This window comes from Streptomyces violaceus, assembly GCF_036014075.1.
Classification (GTDB): domain Bacteria; phylum Actinomycetota; class Actinomycetes; order Streptomycetales; family Streptomycetaceae; genus Streptomyces; species Streptomyces violaceus.
The window spans coordinates 5,863,598-5,886,899 of record NZ_CP107911.1 but is presented as its reverse complement, the minus strand read 5'-3'; the positions used below and the strand labels follow the sequence as shown (position 1 = coordinate 5,886,899).

14 protein-coding genes and 1 pseudogene are annotated in these 23,302 nt (G+C 67.0%); 5 read left to right on the top strand and 10 right to left on the bottom strand.

The genetic code is table 11. From position 1 onward, the window contains the following. Positions 1 to 15 precede the first annotated feature (15 nt). From sbnA to OG542_RS26550, 6 genes are all read right to left on the bottom strand, one after another. Complete coding sequence (gene sbnA / locus OG542_RS26575) at positions 16 to 999, bottom strand: 2,3-diaminopropionate biosynthesis protein SbnA (protein WP_311125731.1); 984 nt, start codon at positions 997 to 999, stop codon at positions 16 to 18. A 45-nt stretch (positions 1,000 to 1,044) separates the two neighbouring features. Beyond that, positions 1,045 to 2,112: a 2,3-diaminopropionate biosynthesis protein SbnB gene (gene sbnB, locus OG542_RS26570; RefSeq protein WP_328413942.1), complete on the bottom strand. Its 1,068-nt coding sequence runs from the start codon at positions 2,110 to 2,112 to the stop codon at positions 1,045 to 1,047. Beyond that, positions 2,109 to 3,134 (bottom strand): TauD/TfdA family dioxygenase, encoded by a 1,026-nt coding sequence (locus OG542_RS26565; protein WP_328413941.1) that lies wholly within the window; start codon positions 3,132 to 3,134, stop codon positions 2,109 to 2,111. The genes sbnB and OG542_RS26565 overlap by 4 nt, the downstream gene beginning before the upstream one ends. Before the next feature lie 32 nt (positions 3,135 to 3,166). Beyond that, a complete protein-coding gene (locus tag OG542_RS26560) occupies positions 3,167 to 5,647 on the bottom strand; it encodes a non-ribosomal peptide synthetase (RefSeq protein ID WP_328413940.1) in 2,481 nt (826 codons plus the stop codon). Next, the gene (locus OG542_RS26555) at positions 5,647 to 8,190 is read right to left on the bottom strand and encodes a Pls/PosA family non-ribosomal peptide synthetase (RefSeq protein WP_328413939.1); all 2,544 of its coding nucleotides are present in this window, start codon (positions 8,188 to 8,190) and stop codon (positions 5,647 to 5,649) included. The genes OG542_RS26560 and OG542_RS26555 overlap by 1 nt, the downstream gene beginning before the upstream one ends. Before the next feature lie 474 nt (positions 8,191 to 8,664). After that, positions 8,665 to 9,081 (bottom strand): ATP-binding protein, encoded by a 417-nt coding sequence (locus tag OG542_RS26550; RefSeq protein ID WP_328413938.1) that lies wholly within the window; start codon positions 9,079 to 9,081, stop codon positions 8,665 to 8,667. 200 nt (positions 9,082 to 9,281) lie between these two features. On the opposite strand from OG542_RS26550, the gene OG542_RS26545 reads away from it, so the two are divergent. Beyond that, positions 9,282 to 10,163, top strand: a complete 882-nt coding sequence (locus OG542_RS26545; protein ID WP_328413937.1) for a helix-turn-helix domain-containing protein — start codon at positions 9,282 to 9,284, stop codon at positions 10,161 to 10,163. Positions 10,164 to 10,167: 4 nt separating this feature from the next. Beyond that, positions 10,168 to 10,395, top strand: coding sequence for a DUF397 domain-containing protein (locus OG542_RS26540; protein WP_328413936.1), 228 nt, complete (start codon positions 10,168 to 10,170; stop codon positions 10,393 to 10,395). A gap of 634 nt (positions 10,396 to 11,029) precedes the next feature. On the opposite strand, the gene OG542_RS26530 is transcribed toward OG542_RS26540, so the two are convergent. From OG542_RS26530 to OG542_RS40850, 3 genes and pseudogenes are all read right to left on the bottom strand, one after another. Beyond that, complete coding sequence (locus tag OG542_RS26530; RefSeq protein ID WP_328413935.1) at positions 11,030 to 11,524, bottom strand: hypothetical protein; 495 nt, start codon at positions 11,522 to 11,524, stop codon at positions 11,030 to 11,032. A gap of 2 nt (positions 11,525 to 11,526) precedes the next feature. Further along, positions 11,527 to 17,049, bottom strand: a complete 5,523-nt coding sequence (locus OG542_RS26525; RefSeq protein ID WP_328413934.1) for a DUF6531 domain-containing protein — start codon at positions 17,047 to 17,049, stop codon at positions 11,527 to 11,529. A 331-nt stretch (positions 17,050 to 17,380) separates the two neighbouring features. Beyond that, a pseudogene (locus OG542_RS40850) lies at positions 17,381 to 17,555 on the bottom strand (IS1380 family transposase); the annotation flags it as partial. Between the two features lie 611 nt (positions 17,556 to 18,166). Between OG542_RS40850 and OG542_RS26510 the strand changes: the two are divergent. The 3 genes from OG542_RS26510 to OG542_RS26500 all read left to right on the top strand — a co-directional run bounded on the left by OG542_RS26510 (position 18,167) and on the right by OG542_RS26500 (position 19,719). Beyond that, positions 18,167 to 18,505: a hypothetical protein gene (locus OG542_RS26510; protein ID WP_328413933.1), complete on the top strand. Its 339-nt coding sequence runs from the start codon at positions 18,167 to 18,169 to the stop codon at positions 18,503 to 18,505. Between the two features lie 75 nt (positions 18,506 to 18,580). Next, positions 18,581 to 18,925, top strand: coding sequence for a hypothetical protein (locus tag OG542_RS26505; protein ID WP_328413932.1), 345 nt, complete (start codon positions 18,581 to 18,583; stop codon positions 18,923 to 18,925). Positions 18,926 to 19,020: 95 nt separating this feature from the next. After that, on the top strand, positions 19,021 to 19,719 hold the full coding sequence (locus OG542_RS26500) for an ABC transporter ATP-binding protein (protein ID WP_328413931.1): 699 nt from the start codon (positions 19,021 to 19,023) through the stop codon (positions 19,717 to 19,719). A 2,406-nt stretch (positions 19,720 to 22,125) separates the two neighbouring features. Here the strand turns inward: OG542_RS26500 and OG542_RS26495 are convergent. After that, positions 22,126 to 23,280, bottom strand: coding sequence for a serine hydrolase domain-containing protein (locus OG542_RS26495; protein WP_328413930.1), 1,155 nt, complete (start codon positions 23,278 to 23,280; stop codon positions 22,126 to 22,128). Positions 23,281 to 23,302 lie beyond the last annotated feature (22 nt).

The following is a 23,302-nucleotide window of genomic DNA, read 5'->3' as shown; positions in this document are numbered from 1 at the left end:
CACGGCCGTCTTCGGTCAGTCGGAGGGCGCCCGCACAGCGCGGGGGTCAGCGAGGGCGTCATTGCCGTAGAGGGCCTGCACCCAGTTGGTCTGGTAGATCGTGTCGAGATAGCGCTCACCGAGGTCCGGGGCGATCGCGACGGGCGTGAGGCCCGGCGTTCCGTGCCGGGCGAGCCAGCTCGTCGCCCCGCTGACGACCGTGCCGGTCGACCCGCCGAACAGGAAGCCCCGCCTCGCCAGGTTCCGGCAGGTACGGATGGCGTCGGCCTCCTCGACGCGGACCGCCTCGTCGACGTAGCTCTCGTCGAGCAGCGGTGGGCGGAGGCTCATGCCGAGGCCGGGGATCATCCGCCGTCCGGGCGGGTCTCCGAAGATGGCGGAGCCGACGCTGTCCACCGCGACGATCCGCACGGGCCGGTGCCAGGAGCGGAACCAGCGGGCGCAGCCCATCAGGGTGCCGGTCGTGCCGACGCCGATGAACAGGACGTCCAGACGCGGGAACCAGCGGGCGATGGCCGGGGCCGTCCTGAAGTAGTGCGCCCTCCAGTTGTCGGGGTTGGTGTACTGACTCAGCCACACATAGCGGTCGTCCGCGGCACACAGGGCGCGCAGGTGCGCCAGCCGCGCGCCCAGCAGACCGCCGGTGGCGTGCTCGTCGGAGACGACGTGGACCTGGCTGCCCAGGGCCTCCATCATCAGCCGGGTGGCCAGGTTGCACCGGGAGTCCGTCACACAGACGAAGCGGTAGCCCTTGCTCGCCGCGATCATGCTCAGTGCCACGCCGAGATTGCCGGAGGAGGACTCGACCAGGATCGAGTCCCGCCTGAGGGTTCCGCTCCGCTCGGCGGACTCCACCATCTCGGTCGCGGCCTTCAGTTTGATCGAACCGGCGAAGTTGAAGCCCTCGCACTTGAGGAAGAGCCGGTGTCCCGTCATCGGCTCCAGGTCGACGTACAGGTCCTCCTCGTTGAAGGCCTGGGGGACGGATATGACTGGCACGATGGTCTCCTCGTACAGGGCCGGCGGTGGACCGGGGGGCGCCCCTCAGCCGTGCCGGCTCAGTTCGTGAAAGAAGTGGTCGATGACTTGCAGTCCCCCGGATCGGGCCACCTCGTCGTAGACGTAGCCGCCGACCGCGAGGTCCAGCACGCCCAGGCCGAACGGTGAGAAGACCACCGGCCGGCCGGCCGGGACCGTCACCCGGCCGGCCATCACGTCGTCGAGCGTGCCGAGCAGGAAGTCGCGGTTGCCGGTGAGGCGTTCGGTGAGGTGCGGTGAGGTGGCGGCCCGGAGGCAGTGGTCGATGTCGTCGACGACGTTGGTGGCGCTGAGCAGCACCTGCGGGGCGAGGTCGCGCAGCGACACGTGCAGGACCACCGGGTTGTGCCGGAACCACGACGGCTCGGTGATGTGCGGCCGGTCGGCGACCGTGGCGAAGACGATCAGGTCACTGAGGCGGATCAGCTCCTCGGCGCCGCGGTGCACGGTGACGCGTCCGACGGCGCCGGACTGCTCCAGGTAGGTGCGGAAGCCGGCGGCGCTGTCGGGGGACAGGTCGTGCACGCCGATGGCGTCGAAGGACCAGCCGGTGCCCTCCAGGTAGGTGTGGATGTAACGGGCGATCAGACCCGCCCCGACGAACCCCAGCCGGACCGGGCGCGGCCGTCCCCTGCTGAGCCGGTCGGCCGCCGAAGCGGCGGACGCGGCGGTCCTGGCGGCGCTGATGATCGAGCTCTCCATACAGGCGAAGGGGTAGCCCGTGACGGGGTCGTTGAGGATGAGGACGGCGGACGCCCGGGGGATGCCCGAGGCGACGTTGGCCGGGAAGCTGGAGATCCATTTCAGGCCGTCCACCCCGCCCTCGCCGCCGAGGGAAGCGGGCAGGGCGATGATCCGTGCCGTCGGCCGGTCGGGGAAGCGCAGGAAGGAGGACGGCGGATTGACCGTACGGCCGGCGCCGTGCTGGCGGTACGTCGCCTCGACGACCTCCACCACGGTCTTCTCTCGGCCCTGGAGCACCTCCTTGACCTGGCTTCCGGGGATGACGGCGAAGGACGGCACCACCGGGGTGTCGGCCCGGGCGGTCTGCGGAACGGTGTGCACGGTGGTCATGCCGCTTCACTCCCCCTCTGCGGTCCGGGAAGGCCGGGACGCACCGGGTCGGCCATCGCCACCACGACGTTCCGCGGCCCCTGGTACGCCTCCCGGCTGTGCGCGGTGCGGATGTTGTCCACGAGCATCAGGTCCCCGCGCTGCCAGGCCCGGCGTACGGTGTGGGTCTCGTAGGTCTTGTTGATCTGCTCGACGACGTCCGGAGGCACCGGATCGCCGTTGCCGTAACGGGTGTTGAAGGGCAGACCGTCGGGGCCGTACTCGTCGATCAGGAACTCCCTGACCTCGGACGCCATCGTCCACTCGTTCAGGAACGCGATCTGGTTGAACCAGCAGGACCGGCCGGAGACCGGGTGCCGCACGACGGCGTGCCGGTGCTGCCACGTCCGCAGCGAACCGTCCGGCTGCCAGGACCAGTCGATCGCGTGGGCACGGCAGTAGGCCTCGACCTCGCCTCGGTCGTCGGTGCCGAAGGACTGGGCGAGCGTCGCGCCGATCCCCTCGTTGTAGGCCCTGGTGAGCAGCCAGCCCTCCCGGGCGAAGCGGTCGACGAGGTCGGCGGGCAGCGCCCGCAGCACGGCGGTCGCGTCGGCCAGGGCGGTGGCACCGCCTTCGACGGGCGGCTCAAGGCACGCGAACAGCATCAGGCCGGGACACTCGAGGGCGTAGCTGAGTTCGTTGTGCATGCACATGGGCTGGTTGGGCGGCCAGGCCGACGACGAGTAGACGCCGTCCGCGTGGCGGTCGCGGGCGGCGAAGGCCTCGTGTTCGGCCAGCGGGCGCCCGGCCACCTGGCGGAGGACCGACGCGACGTCGGCCGGGGTGCGCAGGCCCAGGCCCCGGACGGTGACCGCCCCCCGCTCGGCGACGAGTTCGCGCAGCTCGCCCCGCCGTCCGGCCGCCCAGGCCGCCGCGTCCGTGGTGCCCGTGGTGTCCGTGGTGTCTTCCGCGTCGAGTACCGGAAAGCCCTCCGGGGACTCTGTCGTGGTGGCCCTGTTCTTGCGGAAGAGTGCCGACAGCATGTCGATCTCTCCTCTCGTACTGCTCGTGTCTGTCACGGTCGGCCCGGTTCTCCGCCGGTCCGGGTGTCGATCAGGTGGGCCAGGTCGGCCAGTACGGGGCGGCCGGCGAGGTCGCGCGGGGAGATCATCCGGTCCAGCGAGACCGCGAGCCGTACCGCCGACAGGGACGTGCCGCCCAGATCGAAGAAGTTGTCGTCCCGGCGGACCCGTCCGGGCGGCAGGCCGAGTTCCGCCTCCCATCGAGCCGCGAGCCGCCGTTCGGACGGGGTCCGCGGGGCGCCGTGGGAGTCCCGGGCCGGGCCGAGGTCCTCGGCGAGTGCCGCGAGCGCCTTGCGGTCGGTCTTGCCGTTGGCGGTGAGCGGCAGGCTGTCCAACCGGTGGAAGGACGCCGGGACCATGTACGCGGGGAGCAGGTCCGCGAGCCGCTCCCGCAGGTCCTCGGCCCTCACCGCACCCTCGCTCGTGCAGAAGGCGGCCAGCTGGCGGGCGTGGCCTTCCGCTCCGGTCACCACGACCGCGCAGTCCGTGACGCCGGGCACCCGCAGCAGCGTGTTCTCCACCTCGCCGATCTCGACCCGGAACCCCCGGATCTTGACCTGGGCGTCCCGGCGGCCGAGGAACTCCAGTTTTCCGTCGGGCCGCCAGCGGCCGAAGTCGCCTCCGCGATAGAGCCGTTGGCCGGGGCGGTGGGGGTCTTCCAGATAGGCGAGCGAGGTGCGTTCGGCGTCGTTGACGTAGCCGCGCCCGACGCACACCCCGGAGAAGACGATGGCGCCGGGCGCGCCGAGCGGCACCGGAAGCACGTTCTCGTCGACGACGTACTGGTGCACGTTGGCGATGGGCCGGCCGAGCGGGATCCGGTCGGTGGCGGGTGCCCGGTCCATCACCTCGTGGTGGGTGTCGTCGGACGTCTCGGTCAGCCCGTAGGCGTTGACCAGGCGCACGGCGGGTCCGCCGGCGAACCACCGCTGGACCAGCTCACCGCGCAGCGCCTCGCCGGTGACGGAGACGCACCGCAGGTCCGGCAGGTCCCGGGGGACGCGTTCCAGCGCGGACAGGATGACGTCGAGATAGGACGGCACCACCTGGAGGACGTTGACGCGTTCCTCGGCGATCCGGTCCAGGAACCGGTCCGCGTCGAGGATGGCCTCCTGCTCGACCAGCAGGGTCCGCCCGCCTGTCAGCAGCCCGGCGAGCAACTGCCACAGCGAGATGTCGAAGCACTGCGAGGCCGTCTGCGCCACCACGGTGCCCTCGCCTATGCCCAGATCGTCGATCTTGGCGTAGAGGTGGTTGAGCAGGCCGGCGTGCTCGCACAGCGCGCCCTTCGGCTCGCCGGTGGAGCCGGAGGTGAAGAAGACGTACGCGAGCCGGTCCGCCGGGATGTCCAGGCCGAGGTCCGTTCCGTCGGTGGCCGCCCGCCCGGTGAGGTCCGGGACGAGCAGCCGCCGGGTTCCGGGGAGTGTGGCCAGCGCCCGGTCCAGCCGAGTGGTGCTGCCGGGTGCGGTGAGGACGTACGAGCAGTCGGCTCGGGTGAGCATCGCGCTGACGCGGCCGGGCGGGTGATGCGGGTCGACGGGCAGGTACACGCCGCCGGCCTTGAGAACGCCGAGCACGCCAGCCGCCCAGTGGAGGTCGCGCTCGGTCACCACGGCGACCGTGTCCTCCGGGCCGAGCCCCTCGGCCAGCAGGGCGCGGGCCACCCGGTTGGCCCGGGTGTCGAGGTCCGCGTACGTCAGGCCGCGGCCCCGGTGGACCACGGCGACGGCGTCCGGATGCCGGCGCACCCGTTCCTCGAACAGTTCGTGGAACCGGCGGTCGGGCAGCGCACGGCGCGGCCCCGCCGCCAGCCCGTCGAGCTGGAACCGGAGTTCGTCCGCGGACAGCAGGCTGCCCCGGTCGTGAGGGGCGTCGGGGTCGGCGGCGATCGCCTCCAGCGCGGCTCGGTGGTATCCCCCGATCCGGGCGGCACAGTCCGCGTCCAGCAGGTCCGTCCGGTGCCGCAGACGCAGCACGAGCCGGCCGCGATCCTCACTCACTGAGATGCCGAGCAGCACGCCCCCGTCCAGCGGGACGTCGATCTCGTGCCCTGTGGGGGCGAACACCGCCTCGGGGCCGCCGGCCGGGGGCGGTGGGCCGGTCCCGGCCGACAGCGCCGCCGCCTCGGCCCGCCGGGCGTCCAGCACCAGTCGGCGCCAGGTGCCGGGCCCGGCCGTCAGCTCGAAGGGCCCCGGCGCGGTCCGGCCCGGGGCCAGGTAGCCGCTGCGCACCTCGGGGTCGCCGGAGAGCAGGGCGAGCACCTTCGCGTGGGCCGCGAGGAGGATCGCGGTGAGCGGCACGCCGAGTTCACGGGCCCGCGCCCGCAGGGCCGCCGTCACCTCGCCGGTGACACGGCTGATGTGCTCGCCGGTGCCGGGCATCGGATCCTTCGCCCATCGGGGCACGGCCGTGAAGCCGCCCTCGGCACGGCTGCCGCTTGCGGGGACGCGGGCCTCGGTCGCTGTCGCTGCCATCACCGCACACCTCCCCTTTCGTCCCTTTCGTCGAGGGCCGGGCGGGCCGGATTCCCTGCCCAGCGGGTGTGCTCGGGGACCGTCTCGCCCTTCATGAGGAAGGAGTCCGCCGCCAGTACGGCGCCGTCACCGACCGTCACGCCGTAGTGCACGAGCGCTCCGACGCCGACGGTGCAGCCGGCACCGAGCGCGCTGCGGTCCGACTTGAACGTGCCGTCCTCCTGGGAGTGGCACTGCAGGACACTGCCCGAGTTGAGGGTGCAGTCGTCCCCGATGGCGACCATGGGGCGCTCCGTCATATGGCAGCCGTCGTCGAAGACCCGTGCCCCGATCCGGACGCCCAGCAGGCGCCACACGACGGCCTTGAAGGGGGTGCCGTCGAGGATGTGCAGATACGTCTCGGAGGGGACCTTCCAGTACCGCTCACGACGCCAGAACCGGCGGTCGTAGATCGAGCAGAACAGCGGCTCCGGTGGGTGCGCGGCCGTGACGGCCCGTTCGAGGAGGACGAAGTACAGCAGGGTGAACGGCAGCACGACGGCGTTGGCGAGCGCCAGGACCGCCGTGCCCCACACCGGGTACTGGCTCGCGGCGAGCGCGAAGAGCAGGACGACGCAGAAGAAGAACAGCCATGTGGTGAGCAGGTGCCATGCCATGGTGACGGCGTTGTGCCGGTTCTTGGCCGCGAGGCGGCGGCCGAGACCGTTCCCGTTCCTGAGGTCGTCGAAGGTGCTGTCCCGCGCCACCGATCGCGGGATCTCGAAGCAGGGGGAGCCGAGCAGGCCCACATCGCGCCGGAGCGGTCCGCTGACGGGGACCGCCACCTTGGTACCGAGCAGGCAGTTGTCGCCGGTCCGCCCGCCGGCGGGGTAGGCGATGCGGTTCCCGAGGAAGTTGTGCGCCCCGACCGCCGTCGGTGACAGCCGGAAGGAGGTGCTGGAGTACTCGGCGTTCATCAGGGACAGCCCGTCCGCGACCATGGTCCCGGTGCCGATCCTGCTCAGATAGGGGCTCTCGTGCTTGACCGCCGTGCCGAAGTTCGAGCCGGTCTGTTCCACGGGAGAGAGGCGATAGCCGATCCAGCGCAGGTAGTGCACGATGCAGGAGCTGTCGCCGAACAGACGGGTCAGGGACTTCCTGTTCGTCATCAGGACGATCGTCCGGTGCACGGTGTAGCGGAAGCCGAAGAGCGGGTACGTCCGGCCGGACGGGACGAACCGGCCCAGCAGCCGGGGGACGGTGGCCAGGACCACCAGAGCGGCGAGCACCCCGCCGAAGAAGACCACGACCGTGACCACCAGCAGGTCGAGGTAGAGCACCGTCGCCCCGCCCTTCAGTACGGCGGATCCCTCCAGCATCCGGGAGAGCAGCACGTCCAGGCAGCCCACGGCGAGCGGCAGATACACCAGCAGCGCCGTGAGGAGCGTCAGAGAGCCGTGCACCGCTCGCCGTGCGGTGCCGCACCGGGCGGCCTCCACCTCCGGGAAGTCGCCGTCCGCGGGCTGGGCAGGAGAGCCGTGCCAGTGCTCGCCGTCGGGGACCGCCTGGCCGGTGTGCAGGGAGGACGCGTGCCCGAGCCGGGATCCGTCGCCGAGCCGGGTCCCGATGTCCAGCACCGTCACCTCGCTGACGACCGCGCCCCGGCCCAGGGTGACCGGCCCTGTCTCGATCACACCGTCGACCGCGTGGTAGCAGCTGAGCAGCGCGTCCTTGCGCACGAGCGCGCCGTCGCCGACGGTCAGCAGATCGGTGCAGACGGGGGCGCTGCGCGAAAGGATCGTCACTCCTGTGCCGATCCGGGCGCCCAGGGCCCTCAGGTAGAGCGGGTAGAGCGGCGATCCGGCGAACAGGACCAGCGGGCTCGACCGGATCAGCGTCTTGACCAGCCAGAACCGGAAGTAGGTGAGGCTCCAGACTCGGAACCGCCGTTGCGTGAACCGGCCGATCAGTACCCACTTGGCGATCACGGGCAGGGCGCACAGTACGACGAACAGCGCGGCGCCGAAGACGACGCTCCGCAGATAGGCGTCGAGCAGGTGTCCTTGCGCGGAGATCCATTCGTAGCCTCGGGCGGCGACGGCCGCGAGGAGGAAGGCATAGCCGAGGAAGGCCAGAAGCTGGAGTGCCCCGCAGAGCACGCGGTGCGGGCGGCCGGTGGGCGGCGCCGGTGCCGGTACCGGCGCCGCAGACAGTCCCGAGGGGCTGGGTGCCTGGGGTTCGGGTGGTGGCGGCGGGGTGCTGTCGACCAGTGCGACCGCCAGCCCGCCGGCGGTCGGATGCCGGTAGACATCGCGCATCGACACCGCCGGCAGGTCCGGCCGGTTCCTCACCCGCGCGCAGAAGTGCGCCATCACCAGGGAGTCGGCACCGAGATCATCGAAGAAGTCGCTGTCGACCCGCACCTCGTCCAGGTGCGCGACCTCCGCCAGCAGCGCGGCGAACCGCTCCGCGGCAGCGGATGTCGCTGGATCCGGCGGCGCCGCGCAGGGCCGGGCTTCCTCCACGAGGCCCTTCATCGCCTCCTGGAGCTGCTGTCCCGTCATGAGAGGACCCCCTCGACTGCCAGCTGTCGCGTGCTTGCCTCACTGAGGGGTTCGTAGCCGGGCAGCCGAGGTATGGAAGGTCCGGGCGTTCTTCTCGAAACGTGAGCGAATATCTCACCAGCCGGATGCCTCACCAGCCGCCGATCGGAGCACATCGGCCACCAGCAACTCGGCCTGCCAGGGCCCATGCCCTTCGAGAGCGCCCAGACGCTCCGATCACGCTCCGACCACCCGGCGTGCTTGCGGGGTGCGGGCGCGTCCGCTCACGCCGTCCGGCAAGGTAACGGGCCGATGACCGCGCACGGGGCTCAGCCACCCGCCTCTCCGGGCCGTTCGCTCGCTTCTCTCCCGTGCTGCGGCGAGGTGAGTCAAGGGTCGGCCGGAGGCCGATCGCCGAAGGCGACGCGCAGCGCCCTTTACTCACCTCGCCGCAGCACGACACTGGCAAAGAAGCGGGCGGCCCCGACAGTTGTGTCACCTACCGGCCGCAAGGCGTGCCCGCACCGTCTTGCCGACCTCCGCGCGCAGGAACCAGTCCAGTTCCTCGGCGACGCGGGACACCACCACCAGACCCCGGCCGGTCTCTACTCCCGCCCACTCCTTGACCTCCGGAAACGCCCGTACCGGGTCCGAGACCTCGATGGACAGCCGGCCGTCCTCCAGCACGGCTTGCCGCAACCACAGTTCGTGTCCCACGACCCTGCCGTGCAGCACCGCGTTCGCGACGAGCTCCGACGTGACGAGCACGGCGTCGTCGAGGTCCCCGGCCCAGTTCCACATCGTCAGCCGTCTCCGTGTGTGCAGCCGGGCCAGTCGGACGCTGCGGAGGGTCATGGGGTAGCCCATGGACCAGTCGTGGGTGAGGAGGGCAGGCGTGTGGGGGTTTGGCATGGGGGTCCCTTTCGCTTGAGCTGCCCCTTTACGGTGACGGGCCGCGCCTTTCGCCTTCAATCGAAACGCAGCTGATTAATCAGGCGACTGAAAAATGGACTATGCCCAGTTCTGCACAACCGGCTGCGCGGGACCAGCAGGCAGTGTCACACTCTGCACACGGATACGAGCACAACGTGCTGGATCGTAGGGCGGTGCACATGGCGGCCAAACGCGGGCGCACAGCGCAGCGGCTGGAACTCGGCTTGCAACTGCGTCAGTTGCGGGAGAACTGTGGTCTGGGCGACCGAGGCGGCGGGTTCACCCGCAGGCAAGCGGTCGTCGGACTGCGGATCTCCGAGGCCTCTTTGCAACGGATCGAGTCGGGCTCACTGAACTTCCGCAACATCGGCGATCTACGCAAGCTGCTGGACAAGTACGGCGTCACCGATGAGGAGGTCGTCGAGTCGCTGATCAGCCTCAACAAGGAGTCCAACCAGCAGGACTGGCTCACGCAGTACCGAGGGCTCATGCCTGCGGGCATGCCGGGGTTCGTTGGGCTGGAGCCGGAGGCTCGGGCCATGAAGGCCTATCACCCGACAGTGGTCTACGGCCTGCTGCAGACCGAGGCGTACGCCCTCGCGACCCACGAGTTGCACAAGCCGGTCGAGGAGTACACGTCGGAGTTCATCCGCAGCAGTGTGGAGCTGAGGATGAAACGACAGCAGGTACTCACCCGCGAGAACCCGGTAAGACTGCACGTCATCCTCGGAGAGGCCGCGCTGCGGTATCCGGTTGGAGGCGCAGAGGGAATGCGTGAGCAGTACGCGAAGATCGAGAAGCTGTCCGGCTGGGATCACCTCACGATTCAGGTCCTGCCGTTCCGCCGGAGCTATCGCTCGACCAATGACTTCGCCATCCTCGACTTCGGTGACGAGCTGCCGCCACGTGTGCAGACCGACAGCGCGTGGGGTTCCGTGTCCACCGCGGACAAGCCACGTGAAGTCGACCGCTTTCACCGAAGGTTCGACGCCATGACAGCATCGGCGCTGCCGCCCGAGGACACGCCCGACTTCCTGCACCGACTAGAACGAGAGCTGTAGGCCCATGACCACTCACCTCATCGCAACCGAACTCGCCCCTGACGAGTCCTGGTTCAAGTCGTCGTACAGCGACCCCGGCCAGAACTGCCTGGAAGCCGCCCACCTCTCCCCCTCCCCCACCCCCTCCATAGCCATCCGCGACTCCAAGACCCCCACCGGCCCCGCCCTGCTTCTCCCCCCGGCCGCGTGGACGGCGTTCCTCACCTATGTAGGCCGGGAAGAGAAGCCGTAGCCGCTACCCTTCACAGAACTTCGCCTCGACGATCCCTTCGGTGCTCCGTGACCAATTCCCGTTGAGGTCGACGGCGAGGCCAGCTTCAGGGGGCGATGATGCAGCGGTCGACCTCGTCACCGTAGTCGTCTTTGCCCGTAGCCTTATCGACCACCTGCGCGGCCAGGATTCAGAGCGTTTTCACGTCCCGGCAGGAGTGGGCTGTCGGTGATGCCCCAGATCGGGACCGCGCCCGCCTGCGCCCGGGACAGTGGAGGCATACTCGGCGAACACCACATATCTGACATGGTGGCTGGAAATTCTCGATTTCCCAGTGTCCGCACACGTACCTGCCCAGGTCAGCGAGGCTGGCCTGGGCAGATTATCGAGGCTGGTGACGGCGTAGACCGTTTCCTGGACCTGCCGCTTTCCGTTCTCCCAGCGGCGGTCGATACGCACGGATAGGCTCTGTTTTCTGGATCATGTGCGGAGCAAGATGACCCAGGACGCGCCGGTGACGGTCCCGAGATAGATGCGGGCACGTTTGTCGTAGCGGATGGCGACAGCCCGATGGTTCTTGAGGCAGCTGATATCCGCTCGACGACGTTGCACTTTCGGGTATCTCAGGGACTATTGCTTCTTCATCCGAGGCACGTCACCGAAGATCTGGGGACAGGTTGGCCGCAACGACCCGATGAAAGGAATCGAGCCTCGCCGACTCGCCGTCGATCAGTGCCAGAATTTCAAAGGCGTACGAGGCGGAGTCGACATCACGGCCTGATGCGATTTCTTCGTAGAGGAGCCATGACCCGCTTCTGACGAGTTCAAGGCAACTGTCCGCGATGTCATCCTGCTCTCCGTTGACCAGCGTGGCCAAGACAATGAAGAGCTGGCGTCGGTGTTCATCAGGGACGCCGCCTGCCAGCGCAGCCATGACCATGGATGCAGTAGCCACAGCCGGCTGCATCAGATTGGACTGGACATAGGCGTGCCCTTCAGCCCAACCCTCTCCCGTTTGATCAGGTGGGGGCGACTGTAGGGACTTCTGGAAGTCCGTCGGAATATGGTCGGCGCCCCGACCGCACCCACAGGCCATCCCAGACCATTCGTGAAGTCCGATTTCAATGCTCAGAATATCGAATCGCTGCATCGTCAGCCCAGCCCTTCCCAGCGACCGCCCGGCGCAGGCTCCGCCCCTCTGATGAACTGGGAGGGGTCGTAATCATCCTGACAGTCGCGGCATACCGGCTTCAGTTTGGGGATCTTGACACCGTTCACCTTCTCCACCGTTTTGGCATTGGTGAAGATGATGTCCGATGCGTCGCCACCGAGAGCAAAGCATACGTTCCCTTCGGCGCAGTAGCTGTTCCCGGGGTACCTGCCGCCTGATGACGCAAGAGCTATCTGTCCCGTTTTAGTGTTGTAACCACCCACGTACGTCCGCGTGCCTGTCCGGCTGCTGTGGTTCTTCAGCGCAAAGTCATCGACCATGGCCTCAGACTGGGCGAGTTGACCTTCGTGCGTCCACCCTGGCGGCGCGTCGTACACCTCTACTGCTGGGGCCGGTTTCTTCGCTCCCGCCGGCCCTCGGACCGACGGAAGTTGAGGCAGGTCCAGGACCAGGCCAGGCGACTTTGGACCGAAGAACCTTCCCTTAAGTGCGTTCCACGCCGGTCCGACTAGCGCATTGAGTCCACCAGTGACAGCCCCGACAAGCAGGTCGATGGGAGTGGTGGGCTGACACTGGGCAGTGTTGATGGCCCAGGTCAGTCCCATTCCTATCGCTGCGTCTGTGGCAACCGTGACCGCGAGGGCCCGTCCGCCCTGCAGGCCGAGCTGGGTTGCTAGGGCGGTACCCGCCGGGGCGAGGAATCCGCCGACCGCCCCGACGACGGCTCCTTGTCCCGCGGCGGCTGCGAAATCGCCCCAGTCGAAGTCGTCCTGGTGGGTGAGGGCATAGACGCCACCGCCGACAACACCGCCGATAAGGGCGCCCACGCACATCGCGCACTGGCCGGACGGATCCGCCAGGTTGGCGGGGTCGTTGTCGGTGTAGTTGTAGGGGGACTGGTTGGGGTTGTCCGCGGCGGCCGGGATCGGGTCCTGGGTGGTGAAGCGGCGCTGGGCCGTGTCGTAGGAGCGAGCCCGGAGCTGGAGGCGGTCGGGGACGTACTGGTCCTTGTACTGGCCGGTGTAGCCGAAGGGACTGGTCTGGCCGCCGGTGATGGTGGCCTTGCCGGTCGGGGAGCCCCAGGCGCTGTAGGTGTAGCGGTAGTTGTCCGCGCCCGCTGCGTCGTAGACCGCGCTGGTGGAGCTCTGGCGGTCCTGGGTGAAGTAGTAGGTGCCAGCGGTGCGGTCCATGGATCGGGCCGTGCCGTCGGGGTCGTAGTGGTAGTCCGCGAGCAGGGCGCCGGAGGCGTTGGTGTCGGTGGCGAGTTGCGGGAGCGGGTTGTTGATGTCCCAGCGGGACGTTCCGGCGAGCGCGTTGTTCTTGTTGACCGTTGTGCGGTTGCCGTCGGCGTCGTAGGTGAACCCGTAGGTGTCGCTGCCGATGGTGGCGGACTTGAGGCGGCCCGACGGGTCGTAGGCGTAGGTGCCGTCGTCGTCCTTGGTCTGGTTGCCGTCGGCGTCATAGCCGTAGCTGGTGGTGGTCGTGCCGTTGGTCGTCGACTGCAGTTGGTCGCCGTCGTCGTAGGCGTAGGTAGTCGTCGAGCCCGAGCTGGCCGCTGTCTTGAGGTTGCCGACCTTGTCGTAGGTGTACGTGGTGCCGGCGGTGCCTGTCAGGCAGGACGTGGCTGAGGTGTCGGTGCAGACGCGGGACATGCGGCCCGTGTCGTCGTATGCGTAGCGGGTCGGGTAGCCGGTGCCTGGCTTGTCGCCGATCAGGCGGTTGTTGTCGTCGTAGGTGAAGGTGTTGTCGACGGTGGGCGTGGTCAGCTTCGTCAGGCGACCGGCCTCGTCGTAGGTGCGGGCCTCGGTGCGGGCCGTGGTGGTGGGCAGGGTGACCGAGGCGAGGTTGCCTGCCTTGTCGTAGCCGTAGGCCACGGCCTTCCCGTTGGTCGTCCGGGTCTTGGTCCGGCCGACCTTGTCGTAGCCGTAGCTGGTGGTGCGACCGTCCGGGTACGCACGCGACTTGAGGGTGTCGTCGGTGTTCCAGACGTAGGTGAACGGCTTGGTCGCGCCCGGCGACGTGATCGTCTTGATCTTGTCGTCGTCGTCGTACGACAGCGTGCGGGTGCCGGTGGCATCGGTGACGGTCTTCAGCCGGCTCGCGTCGTCGTAGCCGTACGTCTGCGCCGCGGTGCCGTCGGAGTACGTGATCTTCGTCGGGAGGTTGCGCGCGTCGACGGTGGTGGTGATCGCCTGGGCGCGGGCGTTGGTGTACTTGGTGCGGTTGCCGTCGAGGTCGTACTCGTACGCGACCGTCTTGCCCAGCGGGTTCTTGGCCGAAGTCAGCTGGCCTTCATCGTTGTAGCCGTAGGTGCTGGTGTGCGTGTTGGCGTCGGTGCTGGTCTCGAGGAAGCCGGCCTTGTTGTAGGTGAAGGCGGTCGCTCCGGTGTCCGGAGCGGTGACCTTCTTCGGCCGGTTGAGCTCGTCGTACTCGTAGAACGTCTGCTTGTTGCGGCCATCGGTGACGGAGGCGACGTTGCCGACGGCGTCGTAGCCCGTCTTGCGCTGGTGGCCGAGCGGGTCGGTGAGGGAGGTGGGATTGCCCGCCGCGTCGTAGCCGTAGCTCCAGGTGTACTTCGCCGGGTCCGCGCCGGTGGCGTTGCCGCGCGGGTCGACGGCGGTGGCGAGGTTGCCGTCGTCGTCGTAGGTGTAGGTGGTGCGCTCGGCTTCCGGGGAGACTTCGACCGAAAGGTGGCTGTCGTCGTCGTACTCGTAGGTGGTGAGGTAGCCGGCCCAGGTCTTCGACGACTTCAGCCGGTTGTTCTCGTCGTAGTCCAGCGTCATGCCGTGGCCAAGGCCGTCGGTGGTCTTCACGACGCTGCCGTTGTCGTCGTACTTGACGCTGCGGGTGTGGCTGAGCGGATCGGTGACCGACAGCGGCCGATTGTCGGCGTCCCAGGTGAAAGCGGTGGTCTTGCCGAGGGGGTCGGTGACGGTCTTGCGGTTGCCGACCTTGTCGTAGCCGATCCTCCAGGTGTACTGCTTCGCGTCGGCGCCGGTGGCGTTGCCGCGGGCGGTCACCACCTGGACCTGGTTGCCGGCCTTGTCGTACGTGTACGTGACGGTCGCGCCCCGGCGGTTGGTCTCCTTGCTCAGCCGGCCGGCCGGGTCGTAGTCCAGGACCGTCTGCTTCAGTGCCGGGTCCGTGATGGTCTTCAGTCGGCTCGCGTCGTTGTAGGCGTAGGCCGTGACGCGGTTGGCGGCGTCGGTGACCGTGCGGAGGTTGCCGACCTCGTCGTAGTCGTAGGACGTGGTGTTGCCGCGCGCGTCGGTGACCGTCTTGACACGATCGGCAGCGTCGTAGGTGTACGAGGTCGTGTACTTCGCCGGGTCCGCGCCGCTGACGTTGCCGCGCGGATCGACGACCGTCTTCACCTGCCCGGAGGCGAAGTAGGTGTAGGTGGCCTTGTTGCCCTTCGGGCTGATGGCCGAGGTCAGGTTGCCGTCGGCGTCGTAGCCGTACTTCGTGACCTTGCCACGCGGGGTTGTGACAGTCTCCAGTAGCCCGGTAGTGGCGTTGTAGCCGTACGACGTCGTCTTGCCCGACGGGTCCTTGACCGAGGTGACCTGGTTGGCCGTGTTGTAGCCGAAGGTGTAGTCGTTGTACTCGCCGTCCGTGTACGTGGCCACGTTGCCCTTGGCGTCGTAGGCCCACTCCTCGTCCGAGGAGGCATTGGACCGGCGCTTCAGGCGACCCTGGTTGTCGTACTCCCACTCGGACTCGCGGACCTCCGCGTCGATCGCGCTCGTGCGGTTGAAGAACTTGTCGTAGCGGTAGTAGCTCTTGTTGTTCAGTGGGTCGATCTGGGTGAACAGGACGTTCTTGTAGTAGACGTCCGTCCACACGCCGCCGTCCGGAGCCGTGACGTCGACCTGGTCGAAGACCCCGTTCTTGGAATAGGCGAACTTCGTCTCGTGCCCCAGCGCGTCCGCCTGGGACGTCACCCGGCCCTGGGTGTCGTAGATGTTGAACGTGACTTGCTTGTTCCGGGCGTCGGTCACCTTGTTGACGCGGCCAGCGGCGTCGTAGCCGTAGGTCTCCGTCTTCCCGTCCAGGGCTGTCGCGCCGGTCAGCCGGTCGCCGGTGTAGCTGTAGTCGACCACCCGGCCGTCCGACAGCGTCACCGTGTCCAGCCGGTCACCGGCATAGGCAAGTTTCGCGGCGCGTCCGACCGCGTCCGTGATGGTCGTGGGCTTGCCACCCGTGTACGCCAGGGACAGGCCCCGGCCGGTGCGGTCCTTGACCGCGGTCAGCTGGCCAGAGGCGTTGAAGGCGTACGCAGACTGATCGGCGGTCGTCAGCTTGTAGCCGCTGCCGTCGGTGACCAGCTTTGAACGCGCCTGGCCGGGAGCCGTGAATGTCCCCCCGGACTTCTTGGTGTACGTGTGCCGGGTGCCGCCCTCCCCGACCAGCACGGCATCACCGTCGGCCTCGATCTTCAGCCGCGTCTCCCACGGCAGCTGCCAGCCCTTGCCGAGCGCTCCGACATCGGTGTTGTCGGACGAGTAGACCCGTCCAACCTGCAACGGCACGCCGGGAGCCGGAACCTGAGCGTCGGTGAACGCCTCCGTGAACGCGCCAGTCGCCGTGTTCACCGGATCGGCGCGCATCACCGTCGTACCGGCCGCACCGCTCGCGTCACCGCAAACCGCAGCACATGCAGCGCCCTCGGGCAGGGACGGCACGATGTAGAACATGTTGTACGAGCCGCAGGACTCGGTGTCGGTGGGATCGTCCGTCACCGTCGTGCAAGCCCAGATCACCAGGCTCGGGAACTCCTGCGTGCACTCCGTCGCCGGCACCGTGAACGACGCGTTCACCACCGGGAACACCTTGTCCGTGTTCAAGGTCGGCGCCTGGGCCGTCTGCCCGAAGTCGACGAACTGAACGTCGTCGTTGCTCAGGCGACAGCCGTAGTAGTCCACCTTCCAGCGCACCTTCACCGGATGCACCTCGGTGTCCGCGCCTCCCGACTGCCAGATCGCCGCGGAGACCTGCAAGGGCTCGCCCGGCACGGCCGCGCCGATGTGGTTGCCGAGCGCCATCAGCCAACCGCCCTGCTGAGCTGCGGCGTTGCCGAAGGGATCGGATGACACCTGGTAGAGGGCCCCGCTGGAGTACGAAGCCGCGTCGCCACTGGTGGTGAATGAGGCCTGCTTGACGCTGCTGCCAGGAGTGCGGGAAGGGGCAGGGGCATCCGAGGACTTGAGCCCGGAGTTTCGCAACTGCCGCTGATTCTGCTTCAGCAGCTTGATCTGCGCTGCCGTGGCCGGCTTGCTCTGTGTCGTCGGCAGTGCCCGAGACTTCCCCGCCTTGGCCCGGTCCTTGGTCTGCGCCCGCCGTTCCTGCGGCGTGACCGCCCTGTGGTGCGCGGCGGGCTGCGGGCCTCGGTACTGGGCCGCGCTACTGGCACCGTCGCCTACGGTGCTGTCGGTGGTCACCTTGATCAACCAGCCGCCACCCGCCACAACGGACAGCACCAGGAGCACGATCAACGACCGCACACGTGCAGACGAAAGCGTCAGCACTCCCCCACCCCCATCACGGTAAACACACAAAACGACACGCCTCGCACACAAGTGCAAGATCATGTACGCCCCGCAGATCACTCAGCAAGGGGTGGCTGCGAGATTGGCTGATTGACATGCACCGCACAGATCGCACCAACTTGAGTAACTCCTCCACCGGACCCGGGAGTTCGGCAGGCACCCACGCCGGCTGTATCCCGCACCCACGGTCCCGTCATGACTCAATTCGGCCACTCACGACATTGATGCGGTCGACGTCTACGCCGACAGGCGGGGAGAATCTCGCAAATCGGGCGGTGCCGTCAGGGAGCTTCGGCATCCACACCCCAGGAGGTCGAGTGCGATCTGGGCGATCTCCAGCCAGATCCGGTTCTTCGCGGCGTCACGGAGGGACAGGCTGCGCAGACGGTGGAGCGGGCGCCGGGAATGCGGCCCTCGACCCGGGCCGGCTGCCGGTGGCGGCGTTCGAGAGCGGAGATCGGGGCGCTGAAAGCCTGGCGGATCTTCCACAGATCCCGCTGCAGTCAAACCCGCATGCCGTCAATCGACAAACCTGCCCTCACCCTGGAGCGGCAACACCGAAGAAACTCACGCAATGCCATCGAACGCGACAAAAAGAGCATGCGTATTTTCAGCCATTATCGTCGCGACATCTTTACAGCGAAGCTTGAGCCTTCCAAGATCTTCCTTGCTGTTTCAGCGAGCACTGCTTACAGAGTTGAGCGTACTGGCCAGCCAGGTTCGCGAGAGCTTCGAGCCAGGCCAGGGCGCCGGTGATCACATTGGCCCAGGGCAAGCGCCTCTGCCAGCTTGCAAGCGAAATCGATCAGCAAGAGGCAAGCTGGAGGCGTAGCGATATCCGCACTGGAAATCCTTGCCGATGATCACCAGCCCGGCAGTTACATTCGACTGGACGGCAATCAAAGCCTGCGAGACCTGACACGGATTCCACAGGCCATGACGGCTTTACTGGACGGCAAATAGCCTTACACCTGGCTTCAATGGCCTGCGCGCACATTCGTGCGGCTACCTTGCTGATCCGATGCCGAGATCTCCAATTAGGTTGCCCACCGCAGCAAAAAAGGGGAGAAGAATGGTGAATGTTAAGCAAGGCATTGCCCTTGCTCTCGCGGCAGCCGCACTAACAGCGTCCGCGCCGGCGTTTGCAATCAACGCATCGACCGATGGGGCGTACGCCTACACGTCTGGCTCCGACCACTACGCCAACATCAAGGATACGGCGAAGGATGGTCACCCGGTCAAGGCTCAGTATTCACGAAACTTCCCGAAGGATGATGTATCGACCCTGTGGGAGAAGTCAGGGTACGGAAATACCGCGAAGAGCGGGTACGGCGCGAAGATTTGGCAGATCCGGGCCTGCGAGTACATCAACCAATGGCCAGATGACTGCAGCGCCTGGGACGGCGACTGACATAATCAGGCGTTTCCGTATCTCGTAGGGCTTGAGTGACGCCCTCAGGGAATCAAGTACAGGGACAGGGTCTCAATGAAAATCAAGAAAGCGGCGGCCAGCCTGATCGTGGTGGCGGCGCTCACCGCGTCCACGCCAGCCTTTGCCGGGGAGATCGACTCGGCCACTGATGGGGCGGACGCCTACACTACAGGCCAAAAGCACTATGCGAACATCGCCGACATAAAGGCCGATGGTCACCCTGTAAAGGCTCAGTATAGCTACCCATACTTTGCCGATGACGTCTACAATTTGTGGGAGAAGCGAGGTAAGGGACACGCGAATAAGAGCGCATACAAGAGAGACCAAATCTGGCGAATAAAGGCCTGCGAGTACATCAACCAGTGGCCGGATGATTGCAGCGCTTGGGATAGTGACTGACCCGAGTAAACTTTACATAAGTCGCGCGAAGTGGAGGTCAACAATCTCTTCGCGCGACTTTCTCGATATGCAAGCATGCCCCGAAAGTGGAGATAGTGGACACGAAAGGACAGGTACTGGAGATCTCTGGCCTTCAGTACAATGCAGGAGACCGAGTGCTACTTCACGGCATTGAATTAAGCGTCAAGCCGGGAGAGTCTGTCGCTATCTCAGGCCCAAGCGGCAGCGGTAAATCGACCCTTCTCATGTGCGTTATGGGGCTGATCAGACCGAACAAGGGATCCGTGGTGCTGTGCGGCAAGCAGCTGGAGCAGCTATCTGGTCGTAAAATGCTCCGGCACCGTCGCGAATCGGTGGGCATGGTATTCCAGGCGGGCGAGCTGCTGCCAGAACTCTCCCCTATGGAGAACGTGGCAATCGCAGGGATGCTCGCTGGTCTACCACGGGTGGAAGCATTCTCACGAGCAGCGGAACTCCTGGACGAACTGAACGTCGGGGGCACCTTTGCAGAGACGGAGTCGCTGTCCGGCGGCGAAAGGCAGCGTGTTGCGGTGGCTCGCGCACTGATCAACCGCCCCGCCTTGCTGCTCGCGGATGAGCCGACCGGTGCTCTGGACTCAGCCAATCGGCAGATTGTTGCTGAGCTGCTGTACAGCCTGCCGGAACGTCGGCAGTGCGGCCTCGTCCTAGTCACGCACGACAGCTCCGTTGCCGCTCGAGCGCAGCGCCAACTGTTTCTTCAGGACGGAGCGCTCACTGCCAGCGCAGTCCCGGCTGCGGGAGTTCACGCATGAAGCGCCGGGCTCTTGCCCTTCAGCTGCTGGGCGCAGGGCGCACAACAGCTTTGTCCACCGAAGGTGGACGTATCCGATTCTGGGGAATCTTCCTGGCCGGCGGCTTGATGATGCTCGGACTGAGCGGACTCGTCTTGGCGCACGCCACGTACGAGGGTCGGGATATCCGAGGGGCCTCCCGCACTCCGCAAATTCTTCGACCGGGCTCGGCCGACCGAGCTGTGGCGCTGTGGGCTTGGGGCAGGGATGACGTCGCAGGACGCCAGCACTCTGTTACATACGTCGAACCGCTTGTTCAAAATGCTCCGTTGCCGCCCGGCTTGAGCAAGTGGCCCGAGCCGGGTGAAGCCATACTTTCATCCGCTCTCGTCGAGGCCGGGGCACATGAGGGGATCAAGTCTCGGTACGGGAAGTTTGCGGGCACAATCGGAAAGGTGGGATTGCAGGCTCCAGAAGAACGCTTTGCCTATGTACGGCCTCGAGCGAACTTGCTCGACCGGCAAGGCATGTACCCCCTGAGGGGTTTTGGTGTGCCCGCAGCATCGGCCACCGGCGTTGGAGAAAGCATGTCGATTCCGGACTTTTCGGTTTTCGCGGCCGGAATCGCTGGATTCGTTCTGCTGCCGGCCGGTGCCCTCGTCTTGGTCAGTGCCCGCGTAGGCTCAACGGCTCGCGAGCGCAGGCTGGCACTCTTCGAAGCGCTGGGCGCGAGCCGAGGTGCGAGGGGAATTTACACCCTTGGGGAAGTAGCAATTCCAACCACCCTAGGGGCAGTTTTCGCAGCTTGTGTTCTACTCCCTGCATTCGTGCTCGACATTCCGTTCCCGCTAGTCGACTTCACCCTCAGCGCGGAAGACGCGCGACGTTGCGTAGCTCGGCTCTTGGCGGCCGGAGTTGCCGCGGTCCTTGTAGTATGGACTGTTGCAGTGCTGCTCCACTCCAGAGGACGGAAGACGGCCAGGGCCGTCAGGCCAACAGTCGGATCTCAGCGCCTGCCTACATGGTGGCCTTGGATGTTTCCTTTCGTGTTCCTCTTCGCTGTACGAGGGCCGGAATTTGCCGGTGATGATGTGCGGCTTCCGGTCTACGCCCTCGGTGTGGCAGCCGTACTGGTGACGCTGCCTGCCGTCATCGGTGCGCTCTGCGCATGGATCGGTGTTCGGCTTGCCGTTGCCGGCCGACAGTTGGGGATCCCAGGTCTGCTGATTGCAGGCCGGAGGATGTCTGCCAAACCTCGTGGTACGGCCCGTTTCGTGACCGCGTTGATTGTCATGATTGGGCTGGTCGCTCAAGTGCACTTGTGGACTGGGTTGCTGGGTCAGAACGCAATGCTTGCGAAGCAGACGCAGGACCGGATCGGGTCAACTCTGTTTTCCGTCTCTCCCTACGTTGCCGCCGAACGAGTACAAGATTTCGCTGCAGCGATGCCGGCCGACACCGAGCTGCTACTCGTGCGACAGACTCCACCGACTGAAGAGTCACCTGGAAAAATCGCTCTCAGTGGGGCTTGCGGCGCCCTTCACGCCCTAGAACTGCCCTGCAAGACTTCCCAGTTCCACCCCGCTCGCAGTGGCCTCGACCCCAGAGTCCGGGAACTCGCCCGATGGAGCCTGGCCGGGGGTGATGGCTTGGTGACCGTTTCCCGGGGGCCAGTGCATGGAGCGACGGCACAAGGAGAGGAGTCCCTCTCGCTCGTCGCCGTCTCCAAGCCGGGAGAGGCGCTGTCTCTGCCCCTCCTTCGGGAGCTGGCACGAGCACACCTGGCTGCGGATGCCAGTGCCGAGCCACTGGGTCACAGCTGGTTGCTCGGCTCCAACGACCTTGCCTCCTCGGCTGCGTGGGTACGACTCCTGGGTCTAATCGGCGCCTGCCTGACCATGCTGGCAATCGGCATCAGCGCGCTGGCCGAACTCCTGCGGTTCAGCCGGGAAATGGCCCCCCTGTCAGTCCTGGCAGCGGACACCAGAATCAACGGCTCCGTCGTCGCGTGGTCTCTTCTGTTCCCCGCGCTACTGGCCGCTGCGCTAGGGAGCATCATTTCGATGTGGCTGACTACGCCCATAACCGTCGAAGGCGGGGCTCCGGTTCCAGGGGGTACGTACGTCCTTCTCGGGGTCGGAGCCGGAGTATGTGCCGTCGCACTGTGTGCTTGGGGTTGGCGATCCACGAACAGAGCCGCGCTGCGATGGAGGCCGACTCTGGACTGATCTTGCCACTGTCGTGGACCTTGAAGTCTCCCGGTGCAGCAGCCTGATCAGCGGGGCATGCTCGGGCCGTTTCCGAAGCCGATGCGGTCGTTGGGGCACCCACACCGGTGCCGCCGACTGCGGCACCGGCATCGCGCCCCGGCCGGCGATCGCGGTGGAGGGCCAGTCATGTTGAGTTGTCACGTCGGCCTGGAGTGGCTCAGCCGTCGCCGCAGAACTCCGCCTCGATGATCGCGTCGGTGCTTCCCGACCAGTCCCCGTTGAAGTTGACGGCCAGGGAGTGCCGGCCGTCCTCGGTCGTCACCACGTCCGAGTTCGAGCCGAAGATGCCGCCGTCGTGGCCCCAGACGTGGACACCGCACTCGAGCTTGCGGTCGACGAGCCCCAGACCGTAGCGGCTGGTGTCACGGCTGGAGGGGATCGTGGTCTTCATCTCCTTCAGCTGCTCGGGCCGGAGCAGCTTGCCCCGGAGCAGGGCCGAGTAGAAGCGGGTCAGGTCGGCCGAGCTGGAGACCATCTGGCCGGAGCCGTAGGCCAGGCGCGGGTTCAGCTCCGTAACGTCGTACGTCGGGCCCGTGGCCGTCTTGGCCAGCTTGGAGTAGGCACGGCTGCTGGGCCGGGGCAGGGTGACCCGGGTGGGGACCGATGTGGAGGACAGCTTCAGCGGGGCGATGATCCGCCGTTCGATCTCATCGGCGTAGTCGTCGCTGCCCGTGGCCTTCTCGATCACCCGCGCGGCCAGGACGTAGTTGGTGTTGGAGTACGCGAACGACGTGCCCGGCTTCTTGAAGTGCGGCTTGTTCGCCATGGCGATGGCGATCGCGTCCTCGGGGGACGCCTGGTCGAAGCGGTGCTTCATGAAGCCGTCCGGGGTCATGTACTTCTGCTGGAAACCGGAGTCGCGCAGATAGTCGAAGATGCCGCTGGAGTGGTTGAGGAGCTGGCGCAGCGTGATCCGCCGGCCGTCGTGGCCGTTGCCCCGGACCACGCCCGGCAGCCACTTCTCCACCGTGTCGTCGAGCGAGAGCTTCCCCTCGGCCTCCAGTTGCAGGACGACGGTCGCGACGAACGTCTTCGTGATGCTGGCGACTCGGTAGTGGTCCGCCGTCGAACGCGGCTTGCCCGTGTCGAGGTCGCCGACGTCGGCCGTGGCCGCCCACGTGCCGTGCCCCCGCCGCACGGTCACGGTCACGCCCGGGACGCCGTCGGCGACCGCGGCCCGTACCGCCTGCCGGGTCGCGTCATGGTCGCCGGTCCCCTTGGCCGGGGTGGCCGCCAGTGCCGGGGCGGCCAGGGCCGCCGTCAGGGCCACGGCCGTCGCCGCCGTCAGGGTCGTACGCAGGTGTTTCCTCATGTCCCCGTTTCCCCCTGTCACA

What these genes read in the sequence shown, in the direction of transcription:
- sbnB (WP_328413942.1), bottom strand. Translation starts at nt 2,112, where the DNA reads ATGACCACCGTGCACACCGTTCCGCAGACCGCCCGGGCCGACACCCCG.
- OG542_RS26565 (WP_328413941.1), bottom strand. Translation starts at nt 3,134, where the DNA reads ATGCTGTCGGCACTCTTCCGCAAGAACAGGGCCACCACGACAGAGTCC.
- OG542_RS26560 (WP_328413940.1), bottom strand. Translation starts at nt 5,647, where the DNA reads ATGGCAGCGACAGCGACCGAGGCCCGCGTCCCCGCAAGCGGCAGCCGT.
- OG542_RS26555 (WP_328413939.1), bottom strand. Translation starts at nt 8,190, where the DNA reads ATGACGGGACAGCAGCTCCAGGAGGCGATGAAGGGCCTCGTGGAGGAA.
- OG542_RS26550 (WP_328413938.1), bottom strand. Translation starts at nt 9,081, where the DNA reads ATGCCAAACCCCCACACGCCTGCCCTCCTCACCCACGACTGGTCCATG.
- OG542_RS26545 (WP_328413937.1), top strand. Translation starts at nt 9,282, where the DNA reads ATGGCGGCCAAACGCGGGCGCACAGCGCAGCGGCTGGAACTCGGCTTG.
- OG542_RS26540 (WP_328413936.1), top strand. Translation starts at nt 10,168, where the DNA reads ATGACCACTCACCTCATCGCAACCGAACTCGCCCCTGACGAGTCCTGG.
- OG542_RS26530 (WP_328413935.1), bottom strand. Translation starts at nt 11,524, where the DNA reads ATGCAGCGATTCGATATTCTGAGCATTGAAATCGGACTTCACGAATGG.
- OG542_RS26510 (WP_328413933.1), top strand. Translation starts at nt 18,167, where the DNA reads ATGGTGAATGTTAAGCAAGGCATTGCCCTTGCTCTCGCGGCAGCCGCA.
- OG542_RS26505 (WP_328413932.1), top strand. Translation starts at nt 18,581, where the DNA reads ATGAAAATCAAGAAAGCGGCGGCCAGCCTGATCGTGGTGGCGGCGCTC.
- OG542_RS26495 (WP_328413930.1), bottom strand. Translation starts at nt 23,280, where the DNA reads ATGAGGAAACACCTGCGTACGACCCTGACGGCGGCGACGGCCGTGGCC.